Annotated in this window: 8 protein-coding genes and 1 pseudogene; 6 read left to right on the forward strand and 3 right to left on the reverse strand. The window is 68.8% G+C overall.

Translation table 11 applies throughout. The features are described 5' to 3' along the window. Window positions 1-5: 5 nt before the first annotated feature. Entirely contained in the window at window positions 6-857 is an 852-nt protein-coding gene (locus JWS13_RS23760) for an amidohydrolase family protein (RefSeq protein ID WP_206007759.1), read from the forward strand. Between the two features lie 110 nt (window positions 858-967). Beyond that, window positions 968-2,194, forward strand: coding sequence for an MFS transporter (locus tag JWS13_RS23765; protein ID WP_206007761.1), 1,227 nt, complete (start codon window positions 968-970; stop codon window positions 2,192-2,194). Here JWS13_RS23765 and JWS13_RS23770 read toward each other — a convergent pair. Together JWS13_RS23770 and JWS13_RS23775 are read right to left on the reverse strand one after the other, a co-directional pair. Then, window positions 2,191-5,445, reverse strand: a complete 3,255-nt coding sequence (locus tag JWS13_RS23770; RefSeq protein WP_206007769.1) for a protein kinase domain-containing protein — start codon at window positions 5,443-5,445, stop codon at window positions 2,191-2,193. The genes JWS13_RS23765 and JWS13_RS23770 overlap by 4 nt on opposite strands. A 131-nt stretch (window positions 5,446-5,576) precedes the next feature. After that, complete coding sequence (locus JWS13_RS23775; RefSeq protein WP_206007771.1) at window positions 5,577-6,602, reverse strand: LacI family DNA-binding transcriptional regulator; 1,026 nt, start codon at window positions 6,600-6,602, stop codon at window positions 5,577-5,579. Between the two features lie 163 nt (window positions 6,603-6,765). On the opposite strand from JWS13_RS23775, the gene JWS13_RS23780 reads away from it, so the two are divergent. The 4 genes from JWS13_RS23780 (at window position 6,766) to JWS13_RS23795 (ending at window position 11,217) form a co-directional block, all read left to right on the forward strand. Beyond that, the gene (locus tag JWS13_RS23780) at window positions 6,766-8,196 is read left to right on the forward strand and encodes a purine-cytosine permease family protein (protein WP_206007773.1); all 1,431 of its coding nucleotides are present in this window, start codon (window positions 6,766-6,768) and stop codon (window positions 8,194-8,196) included. Window positions 8,197-8,245: 49 nt separating this feature from the next. After that, window positions 8,246-9,346, forward strand: a complete 1,101-nt coding sequence (locus JWS13_RS23785) for a C45 family autoproteolytic acyltransferase/hydrolase (RefSeq protein ID WP_206007775.1) — start codon at window positions 8,246-8,248, stop codon at window positions 9,344-9,346. Window positions 9,347-9,493: 147 nt separating this feature from the next. Further along, on the forward strand, window positions 9,494-9,916 hold the full coding sequence (locus JWS13_RS23790; protein ID WP_072943599.1) for a YciI family protein: 423 nt from the start codon (window positions 9,494-9,496) through the stop codon (window positions 9,914-9,916). Continuing rightward, a complete protein-coding gene (locus JWS13_RS23795) occupies window positions 9,889-11,217 on the forward strand; it encodes an RNA polymerase sigma factor (protein WP_206007777.1) in 1,329 nt (442 codons plus the stop codon). Before JWS13_RS23790 ends, JWS13_RS23795 begins: the two co-directional genes overlap by 28 nt. Window positions 11,218-11,250: 33 nt before the next feature. On the opposite strand, the pseudogene JWS13_RS23800 reads toward JWS13_RS23795, so the two are convergent. Then, a pseudogene (locus JWS13_RS23800) lies at window positions 11,251-11,727 on the reverse strand (serine hydrolase domain-containing protein); the annotation flags it as partial. Window positions 11,728-11,775 lie beyond the last annotated feature (48 nt).

The following is an 11,775-nucleotide window of genomic DNA, read 5'->3' on the forward strand; positions in this document are numbered from 1 at the left end:
AGACCTTGGACATCGTCGACACCCACTGCCACATCATCTCCGACGACGTGACCCGCTACCCCCGGGCCCCGATCGGCGGGACCCAGTCCGGTTGGGCGACCACCCGCCCGGTCACCGCCGACGGCATGGTCGAGCGCATGGACGAGGCCGGGATCGGCCAGGCCGTACTGGTACAGGCCACAACCGCCTACGGCTACGACAACTCCTACGTACTCGACAGCCGGGCGCAGCGGCCGGACCGGTTCATCGTGGTGGGCACGGTGGATCCATTGCGGCCGGACGCCGCCGACAACCTGGAGGCCGCGGTCGGCGACACCGGCCTCGCCGGGGTCCGGCTGTTCACCAGCGGCAGCACGGTGCCCACGCAGGGCGAGTGGTTCGCCGCGCCGGAGACGTATCCCTTCTGGGACAAGGCCACCGAACTCGGAGTCACGGTGTGCCTGCAGATGCGGCTCGGTCCGGCAACCGAACAACTGCATCTTCTGCTGCGCCGGTTCCCGAAGGTCCGCGTGCTGCTCGACCACATGGGGTACCCCGACATTGCCGCCTCGCCCACCGATGCCGGTGAGACTGTGGCGGAGTTGGCTGTTCACCCCGCCCTGCACCTCAAGCTGACCCACCGCAACCTCGAACGCCTGCACGACGCCGGCACGAAGGCCGCAGGTTTCCTGGATCCGGTGCTCAAAAGCTTCGGAGCGAACCGGATCGCGTGGGGCTCCAACCTTCCCGCCGCGGAACAGTCGCTGCCCGAACTCGTCGCCCTCGCCCAGGAGGTGCTGGCCGAGGTTCCCGAGCCCGAACGCCGGGAAATCTTCGCGGGCACGGCACGACGGCTGTACCCCGGCCTGGCCGGATAGCTACTTTTCGCAAGAAACCGCGGGTCCTGCCGGGTGTTCGGTTCCTCCGAGCCGAACACCCGGCCGACCGGCATGTTCAGGATCGCCGATGGAAGGGAGGAACCACGCCGATGACCGTCCTCTCCGGCCTCCGCGGACAAACCTTCGCGTCGCTGCGCACCACCAACTTCCGCCGCTACATCACCGGCCAGACGATCTCGCAGGCCGGCAAGTGGATGCAGACTATTGCCCAATCATGGCTCGTCCTCGAACTTTCCGGCTCCGCCACCGCAATCGGGGCGGTGATGGCGTTGCAGACCGTGCCGATGCTCCTCGTCGCCCCGTATGGCGGCGTCGTCGCCGATCGGGTCGACAAGCGACGCCTGATGATCGCCCTGCAAACCTTGATGGGGGTGCAGGCACTGGTCCTCGGAATCCTCACCGTCACCGGAACGGTCCACCTCTGGCACGTCTACGTTCTCGCGCTCGTGCTCGGCCTCAACCAGTGCTTCGAAACTCCGACACGCCAATCGTTTCTGCTCGAGATGGTCGGGGCCGATCAACTGCGCAACGCCGTCAGCCTGCAATCGGTGCTCACCTCCACGGCCCGCATGGTCGGTCCTGCCATCGCCGGGCTCGTCATCGCCGCCGGCGGTGTCGGACTGTGTTTCCTTCTCAACGCCGCAAGTTTCGTCGCGGTCGTGATCTCCCTGCTCACCCTCGATGTCTCGCAGCTGAATCCGTCGCCGCCAACAACCCGGGCTCGCGGCCAGCTCCGCGAGGGTCTCGCGTACGTCCGGCAGTCCTCCGAACTGACCGTACCGCTGACCATGATGGCGCTGGTTGGTTGTTTCGCCCTCGAATTCCCCGTGGTCCTGCCGGTGATCGCCGACCAGACCCTCGACGCCGGGCCGGGCGCATACGGCTTCATCACCGCCGCGATGGGCGCCGGATCGGTGATGAGCGGACTCGCGGTCGCAACCTGGGGCCGTACCGGAACCCGGCCGCTCGTCCTCACCGCGACGGCGTTCGGAGCCGCTCTCCTCGTCGCCGCGGTCGCCCCCAATCTCTGGGTCATGCTGGTCGTCATGGCCTGCGTCGGAGCATGCAGTGTCGCGTTCAACTCGACGACGAACAGCACACTGCAACTTGCCGCCGCACCGGACAAACGCGGACGGGTCATGGCCCTGTTCGGCATGGCATTCATCGGATCCACCGCGGTCGGCGGACCCATCACCGGATGGGTGTGTGAGCAATGGGGCGGCCGCGCAGGACTGCTTCTCGGAGCCGTCGCCTGCCTGATCGCCGCAGCCATCGGTGCGCTGCGTCCGAGAGACCGAACTCGGCCACCGACCTAGTCGTGCGCCTGCTCCACGACCCACGCCGCGACCTGGGTGCGGGAGGTGAAACCCAGCTTGGCCAGGATGTGCTCCACGTGGCCTTGGGCGGTGCGCGGTGAGATCACGAGGCGGTCGGCGATGGCCTGATTGGTCAGGCCTTCCGCGATGAGGTCGGCAACTTGGCTTTCCCTCTTGGTCAGTCGGGTCGGCGCGCCGGTGTCCGGTGTGGAGGTGCCGGGCTGCACTTCGTGGAGGGCGTAGGCGATGGCCGCGTCGAAGCCGAACCCTTCACCTTTGCGGTGGGCCGCCGCGAATGCTTTGCCCCCGAGTTCCTGCCGGGCCTTCGCGGCGAATTCCGTCTGGTAGACGATCAGATTGGAATGGATGACCGCGGCACTGCCCACCGACCTCGCCAGCCATTGCGCGGCTCCCATCAGCACTGCGGCCCGAGTCGGGTCTCGTCTCTCGCACGCGATCCAGGCCAGCGCTTCGACGGCCGCGGCGGCGAAGCGGGGGCTGTGCACCTGCCGCGACAGCTCCAGCGATTCCTCCAGATATCGCACTGCGCGATCGGCAGCGCCCTGTCGCCACACCGCAATTCCCAAGGCCCACAGCGAATGCGATCGGTACATCTTCTCGCCGTACTTTTCGGTGATCGCGAGGACCCGCTCGTGGCATTCGACGGCTCGCTCAGTCTGGCCGGACAGTCCGTAGGCCAACCCGAGAAGATAGAGCACGTTCGTCTCGAGTGTGCGATCCCCGCGCGTGCTGAACTCCGCGAGTGCGGTTTCGAGGTGCGTGCATGCATCTGAAAGGTCCCCGCTGTAGAGGGCCAGCGTTCCGTCGGCGAAGGAGACGAACGCGCGCATCATGGGATCGCTCGTGTGCCCGGTGAGGTTCCGCGCCTCCGCCACGAGTCCGGCCCCCGCCTCGAGATCGCCCTGCACGTTGGCCATCACGCTGGCGCAGTACAGCGCCCTGATCCGGTCGACCGTCGGTTCTCCGGGGTAGCGGTCCAGCAGGTCGGAGAACCAGCGCCGCCCTTCGCTGTACAGGCCTTGGGAGGTCCAGAACCAGCGGAGTGCGGCCGCGGTGCGCAGGCCGACGGCGGGATCGTCGTCGACGCAGAACTCCAGCGCCTCACGGAGGTTCGGTTGCTCCCGCTTCAAACGGGCGATCCAGTCCAACTGCCGGGCGCTGATCCACTCGGCCTCCGCCCCCAGCGCCAGCGTCTCGTACCAATCCCGGTGACGGCGACGCAAAGTCACGGTCTCGCCGGTCTGCCCGAGTTTCTCGTAGCCGTACGCTCGGAGAGTCTCGAGCATCCGGAACCGCACCACCGGCCCGTGCCCCTCCCGGATCAGGATCGACTTCTCCACCAGGGAGGTCAGTGTGTCGAGCAATTCGTCCGGGCCCAGGCCGGCGCCGCAGACCTGCTCCGCGGCATCGAGTTCGACGCTGCCGGCGAACACCGCCAACCGTCCCCACATCAGTTGCTCACCGGCGGTACACAGTTCGAAACTCCAGTCGATGGACAGCCGCAACGTCTGCTGCCGTGTCGGCGCACCGCGGCTGCCACGGGTCAGCAGCGTGTAGCGGTCGGTCAGCCGCTCGAGGATCTGCTCGGGCGACATTGCCCGCAACCGCGCAGCGGCCAGTTCGATCGGCAGCGGCAACCCGTCGAGGCGGTGACAGATCCCCGCCACCGCCGCCGCGTTGTCCTCCGTCAGCGCGAACCCGGGAACCGCGGCGGCGGCGCGGTCGGCGAACAGGGTCACGGCGTCATATTTGGGCAATCCTCGCAACGACGGCTTCCGGTCGGGATCCGGCACGGCCAGCGGCGGCACTTGCAGCACCGCCTCCCCGCCGATGCCGAGGGATTCGCGGCTGGTCGCCAGAATCCGCAGCGCCGGGCACACCTGCAACAGTGTCTCGGCCAGCTCGGCCGCGGCGTCCACCAGGTGCTCGCAGTTGTCGAGGACCAGCAGCAGTTCTCTGGAGGCGAGGAACTCGATCAGCACCTCGCGCAGCGGCCGCGCCGAGTGGTCCCGGACACCCACGGCCGCGGCCACCGCGTCGACCAGCGACGACCCGTCGCGTAGTTCGCCCAGCTCGACCAGCCGCGCGCCGTCGTCGTACTCGCGTTGCACGGCCGCGGCGACCCGCATCGCCAGCCGCGTCTTGCCGACACCGCCGATTCCGGTCAGCGTGACCAACCGCGACCCGGCGAGTAGGTTCTTCGCCTCGGTGAGTTCGTGCCGGCGGCCGACGAAGCTCGTCAGTTCCAGGAGGAGGTTTCCCGTCACGCCACTCGCTGGTGTGGTGCCGCGCGGTCCGTGCCCTCGGTCGTGGACCTGCGCGTCGGGTTCCGTGCGGAGGGCCATGTCGTCGACAGAAAGACCGTGATCGAGCTGGATCCGCCGCAGTTCCTCCCCGAAGTCGGCGGCCGTCGCCGGACGTTCGCCGGGAGTACGGGACATCGCCCAAGCGATCACGTCGGACACGTCGTCGGGGATCCCGTGCTCCCGCAGGTCGGGCACGGGTTGGGTGGTGATCCGCAGGAACTGCGCGACCACCTGCTCGCCGCTGCGGCGTTCGAACGCAGCGTGGCCGGTGAGGGCACTGAACAGCGTGGCCCCGAGACCGTAGACGTCCGCGGCCGGGCTCGGCGGGTCACCCTGGAGGACCTCCGGTGCGGTGTAGGCCGGCGACCCGGTGACCGTGCCGGTGGCGGTCTCGAAACCGCCGCTGATGTGGGCGATGCCGAAGTCCGTCAACTCCGGTTCGCCGTAGTCGGTGAGCAGGATGTTCGCGGGTTTGACGTCACGGTGCAGAATGCCGAGCCGGTGCGCCGTCTCCACCGCGCCGGCGATCTTCACCCCCAGCCGCAGCACCTCGTCCAGTTCGAGGGGACCGTCCTTGCGGACCCGGGCTTCCAGCGACCCGTGCGGGTGATACGGCATCGCGATGTACGGAACGCCGCTGTCGGTGGCCCCGACCTGCAGGACGCCGACGATGTTCGGATGACCGGTCAACCGGCCCATCGCCCGCTGCTCCCGGAAGAACCGGGACTTGTTCTCCTCGTCGAGATCGACAGTGAGCACCTTCACCGCCACCGTGCGATCCAGGTCCGCCTGAGTGCAGCGGTACACCACTCCGAAGCCGCCGCGCCCGATCTCCTCGGCGTCGTCGAAACCAGCCGCACCCAGCTCCGACGCCACGACGGGGACGACGTACCGCTGCGTGTCGAGCGGATCACCTTCACCCATCGGACGGACCACTCACCCCGTCGGCTCGTGCTGCCGCGCGCTGGTTCCGACGGCACGACCAGAGCGCAGATACAACCGTGGACTCGCCTCTCGATGGCGTGCCCACAAGGATATCGCTGCCATCCGTCGAATCAGGGCGTCCGGGTGGAGTTCCGCACGATGAGGCGTCCGTGGAGTTTCCCCGGCGGCACGGGCCGGTCGAGGTCGTCGAGGCGGTTGACGAGTTGTGTGACGGCAACGCGGGCAAGGAGTTCGGGCTGCAGGTCGACCGAGGTGATCGGGGGCGTCGCGGATCGGGTGTGCTCCGAGTCGGAGCCGCCGACGATCTGGACGTCGCCGGGAACGTCGAATCCGCGTTCCCGGACTCGCGTGAGCATGCCGGACGCGTGCCTGCCGGTGAGGCAGTACACCGCGTCGGGCGGGTCGCTGCGGTCGAACAGTTCGTCGGCGGCGTCGCGGCCGCCGGACTCCCCGGTGGTCTCGGGCCGATGGGCGACCAGCGGGTCTTGGCCGCGCGCCGCCGCCCAGGCGCGGTAGGCGGTCTCGGCGCCGAGGTTCCACGAGTTAGGGTCGGTTCCGGCGACGAGGGCCACTCGCGTCGCCCCCGCGTCGTCGAGGTGCTTCAGCACCAGGTCGGTCATGAGTTCGGTGTCGGTGTCGATCCAGTTGTCGTACGCGGCCCGCGCCGGATCCTTGCCGACGGACAGGAACGGCACGCCTTCGCCGAGGAGCATCTCGATGAGGGGATCGTCGGTGACGGGTTCCGTGATCAGGAACCCGTCGCAGGCGAGGGCGGCGGCCGGTGACTCTTCGCGCGTCGGGTCCGACACCAGCATGAGCCCGTATCCGAAGTCCATCGCGGCCAGCGCCGCCGAACCCGCGAACCGCAGGAAGTAGTCGACGCCCTCGGGGAGCGACGAATCCAGCGTCTCGAGGGGCCGGAGCACGAGGGCGAGGATGCCGAGGCGGTTGCTGCGCAGGCCCCTCGCCACGACGTCGGGTCGGTAGCCCAGGGACTTCGCGGTCGCGCGGACCCGCTCCCGCGTCGCGGCGGCGACGACCCCTTTGCCGCTGAACGTGTGCGACACCGTGGTGGTCGACACCCCCGCATGCCGTGCCACGTCGGCGATGGTGGGTCGCGATCGCTTCTCCGTCACCGGATCAGGCTACCAACAGTCCGACCTGCACCAAATCGATTTGCAAATCGCCTTCTCACGCTCTTGTCCAAATCGATTTGGTTCCGTACGGTGACCCGGGTCACGCCAGATCGGCGATTGCGCCACCAGCCGCACATCCGTGCTCGTCTACCCGGAGGACCCCATGGCATCGACTCGAGCAGACTCCCGCGTCTTGAAACCCGGCACGACGCCGCCGGCCGACCGTGCCGGGCAGGTGGAGACGCACGGCATCGACTTCATCCCGGACAGCGAGCGACACGGCCGCGCCCGGGACCTGTTCGCGGTGTGGGCGGCGCCCAACGTGAGCTACCTGGCCCTGGTCGTCGGCGGCGCCCTGATCCTGATGGGACTCTCGTTCTGGCAGGCGCTCGCGGTGATCATCGTCGGCAACCTGTTCTCGATCCTCACCGGGATCGTCGCCGCCAGCGGACCGGCGTCGGGCACACCCAGCGAGGTGATCACCCGGGCGATCTTCGGCATCCGCGGCAACCGGGTGAACATCCTCGTGACCAGCTGGTTCATCAGCGTTTGCTACCTGGCGCTGAACTGGGCGGCCGCGTCGTACACGGCGTTCCGGCTCCTCGAACGGTTCGGCATCCAAGCGACCACCCCCGTGAAGGTCGTCGTCATCCTGGCGATCGCCGCCGCCACGCTGGCCATCGGTGTGTACGGGCACGCGACGATCGTGCGGCTCTATCAGCCGCTGGCGGTCGTGCTGATCCTGATCTTCGTGGTGATGGCCGGCTATGTCGTCGGAAATGCCGACTGGGGTTACCAGCCGGCGGAAGCGCTCCACGGGATCGGACTGTGGGCGACGGTGGCCGCGGGTGTGTCCATCGTGGCGTCGGCTCCGCTGTCGTACACCAACAGCGCGGACTTCGCCCGGTACCTGCCTGCGACCACGTCGCCGGTGTCCGTCGCCATGTGGACGGCGCTCGGCGCGTTCGTCCCCAGCGTGTTGTTCACCGCGCTCGGCGCACTCGCCGGCACCGGGCTCGACATGGCCGACCCGCAGAGCGCGCTCGAGGCCGTCCTCCCGTCCTGGTTCACGCCGATCTTCCTACTCGCCGTCATCGTCGGCACCATCGCCAACAACGCGATGACCGCCTACAGTTCCGGGCTCGCGCTGCAGTCGGTCGGCCTGCGCCTGCGCCGCTCGCGCAGCGTTCTCCTCGACGGCTCGATGGGCGTCGCCATGACGCTGTACGCCCTGCTCGTCTCCAACTTCCTCGACACCGTCAGCAACATGATGCAGCTCGTCGTGACCGTGATGGGTCCCGTGATGGCCGTCTACGCCGCCGACGTCCTGTGGCGCCGCAACCGCTACGACGGCCTCGGACTCGGCGACGAAACCAGCAGCAGCCCCTACTGGTACAGCGGCGGGATCAATTGGGCAGGAACGGTCGCCGTCTTCACCGGCATCGCCACGGCCGCGCTCTGCGTCGCCGCCCCGGTCTACACCGGACCCGTCGCGAACGTGCTCGGCGGCATGGACCTCTCACTGCCGGTCGGGTTGCTCGTCTCCGCGGCGCTGTACGTCGTGCTGATGCGCACGTACCGAACCCGCCCGTGATCAATTGCTCCACAGCTTTATTCACACCATCTGGATAACTAGGACGACCATGACCGAATTCACCGCTGCCCGCCCTCACGTCTGCGTCGACGACACCCGGTCGCGCGAACGCGGTTTCGCCCGCGGCACCCAGCTGCGCACCGACCTCCCCGCATCCGTGGAACTGTATCTGCGCCTGTTCGATGCGGTCGGCGTGAGTGAGAACCGGACCCGCGACAGCGCGCACCGTCTCGCGGATGTCCTGGGGGCGTGGGGTCCCCGGTACCTCGAGGAGATCGAGGGCATCGCTGCCGGCGCCGGGCTCGAACCCTGGCACGTGATGGCGCTGAACGGCCGCACGGAGATCCTGTCCCAGGCGACCGCAACCCGCCCCGGCGAGTGTTCCACCATCGCCTACGCACCCGCGGATCGCGCGTCGGCGCCGTTCGGGATCCAAACCTGGGACTGGCATCAGGAACTCGACCCGTACTGGCACACCCATCAGGTGCACGGAACCCGCCACGCCTACGTCGGGCTGACCGAACACGGCATCCTCGGCAAGATCGGGATGAACAGCGCCGGCCTCGGCGTGTTCTTCAACATTCTCGGCCACCGCGACGACGCACCGGCAGGGGTGCCCATGCACATCCTGTCGGCGGCGGTCCTCAGCGAAGCCGGAACCGTCGGCGAGGCCCTCGACCTGCTGCACTCGGCACCGATCGCGACCTCGGGCGCGCTGACGCTGATCGACCCCGACACCGTCGCGTGCGCCGAGGTCAGCCCCGTCGGCGTTGCCACCCTGCACCCGACCGACGGGTACCTGACGCACACCAACCACTTTCTCGACCCGGTCAACGCCGCCCGCGAGAAAGCCGGCCTGTACGAGCCCGACTCCCAGGACCGCTACGGGCTGATCACCTCCCGACAGGAGCGGTACCCGGCACCTGCGGTCGCCGATCATCTCGTCGAGTACCTGTACTCCGACCCCGGGCAACCCCAGCTGTGCTGCGTCCCCGCCCCGGACGCGCCCTTCGGTCAGCGCTGGGCCACCCTCTCGACGGTGCTGCTCGAACCCGAGCACCGGCGTGCACGCATCCTCGGCGGGACGCCGATCGACGCCCGCCGGCGGTCGTGGACCACCCTCGACGCCGCCGCTACGCCCTTCACGTGACCCGGGCACGTGAGTGGCAAAGCGTGCCGGAACACTCTTTGCCACTCACGTGAAGATTTTTTTCCAGGTGTGTCGATCCATGCCACTCCCCGTTCGACCTGAGGATGAGAAGGTCCAAGAGGGCCCCGACATCCAAGGAGACGAACCATGAAGTACATGCTGATCATGCGCGCCACGGACGAGACCTTTGCCGCATTCCAGGACGCCGACTTCGGCGAGATCATGGACGCGATGGGCAAGTTCAACGACGAGATGATCCGGGCGGGCGTGCTGCTTGCCGCCGAGGGCCTGGACCCCGACCCCGAATCGGGTGTCGTGGTCGACTACTCCTCCGAGACGCCGGTGGTGACCGACGGCCCCTACGGTGAGACGAAGGAGTTGTTCGGCGGCTTCTGGATGCTCAACGTGGCGTCGAAGGAGGAAGCCGTCGAGTGGGCGAAGCGTGCCCCGATGGCCGGTCCCGGTTCGAAGGCGGAAATCCGCCGGGTCACCACCATCGACGAGTTCCCGCAGGACAACGAATGGATCCAGAAGGAGCGGGCGTGGCGCGAAGAGACCGGCCAGCTCTGAACGGGTCGGCGGGCGGCGGCCACACCGGGCGTGAGGCCGTCGCCGCCGTCTGGCGGATCGAGTCGGCGCGGATCGTCGGTGCGCTCGCCCGGTACACCGGCGATTTCGCGCTGGCCGAGGACCTCGGCCAAGAGGCGCTGGCGGAGGCACTCGTGAGCTGGCCGCGCGACGGCATCCCCAACAACCCCGCGGGATGGTTGCTCACCGTCGGCCGCCGCCGCGCGATCGACGCGTTCCGCCGGCGCGCCGCACTCGACGAGCGGTACGCCGTCCTCGCCCACGAACTGGGCGAGGGCGGCGCCGTCTCGGGTCCCGCGCCCGCCGATCCGGCCACCGGGACCGGCGACGTACTGTGGGATCCGGACCAGATCGACGACGACATCCTCGCGTTGATGTTCATCTCCTGCCACCCGGTGTTGTCGCGGGAGGCGAGGGTGGCGCTCACGCTGCGGGTGGTCGGCGGTCTGACGAGCGACGAGATCGCGAAGGTGTTCCTCGTCCCGACCGCGACCGTGCAGGCCCGGATCACCCGGGCGAAGAAGACGCTCGGCGCGGCCCGGGTGCCGTTCGAGGTGCCGCCCGCCGGGGAGCGGACCGAGCGACTCGGCTCGGTACTCAGCGTCATCTACCTGATCTTCACAGAGGGGTCGTCGGCCAGCTCCGGCGGCGACCTGATCCGCCTCGACCTGGCGGGCGAGGCGCAGCGCCTCGCCCGGGTGCTGACCCGGCTCGTCCCCAACGAACCCGAGGTACACGGCCTGCTCGCGCTGCTCGAGCTGACCGCGGCGCGGTTCCCGGCCCGCACGGGGCCGGACGGTGAGCCGGTGCTGCTCGAGCAGCAGGACCGCCGCCGCTGGGACCGTTCCGCGATCCGGCGCGGACGCGCCGCCCTCGCCCGCGCCGAACAGGTCGGCCGGGGCCTGGGCGCCTACGGCCTGCAGGCGGTGATCGCCGAATGCCACGCCGTCGCGCCGTCGGTCGACGCGACGAACTGGGAGCGGATCGTCCTCGTCTACGAGGCGCTCGGCCGACTCGCGCCGTCGCCGGTGGTCGACCTCAACCGGGCGGTGGCGGTGTCCATGGCCCGGGGACCCGCCGCGGCGCTGCCGATCGTGGACGAACTGGTGGCCGCGCAGGCGCTGTCGAACTCGCACCTGCTGCCCGGCGTTCGCGGCGAACTGCTCACCCGCCTGGGGCGCACCGACGAGGCGCGGACCGAACTCGAGCTCGCTGTGACACTGTGCGGCAACGAGCGCGAGCGGACCGTGCTCGAGCGGAAGTTATCCGACCTGGACGGGTGACGCGAGCGGGGCGCGACGGTAGGCCGTCGTCTCGAAGTTCAGGTAGTCGCCGGCCGTCGAGTACAGGCCGTGCCCGCCCATGTGGATTTCCGGGTCCTGCGGGAGCACCAGATCCAGTGGGGTCAGCCGGCCGTCCTCCTCGCGTTGGTGGATCGTCGCGCGCCGGGCCGCCATCGACCCGGTCAGGGTGAACGACGTGTCGCGCATGCCGAGCGGCGCGAACACCCGCTCGGCCATCACCTCGCCGAGTCGCTTGCCGCGGATCGCCTCGACCACCTGACCGGCCCAGTCGATGTTCGTCCCGTACTGCCACTTCGTGCCCGGATCGAACAGCAACGGCGTCTTCAGCGACGCCCTGCTAGCCGTGATCACGCTGGGCTGGTCGTGTTCGACCCTCAGCCGGTTGTAGGTCTCGTCGAAGAAGTCGTATCCGAACCCGGCGGTGTGCAGCAACAGCATCCGGGTAGTGACGTCGTCGAGAACCTTGCCGAGCGCGGCATCGAGATCGGACATTCCACTCTCCTGTCGTGTCTGTGGTCACTGGCGGAAAGTGACGCT

The sequence above is a fragment of the Rhodococcus pseudokoreensis genome, from assembly GCF_017068395.1.
Lineage (GTDB): Bacteria > Actinomycetota > Actinomycetes > Mycobacteriales > Mycobacteriaceae > Rhodococcus_F > Rhodococcus_F pseudokoreensis.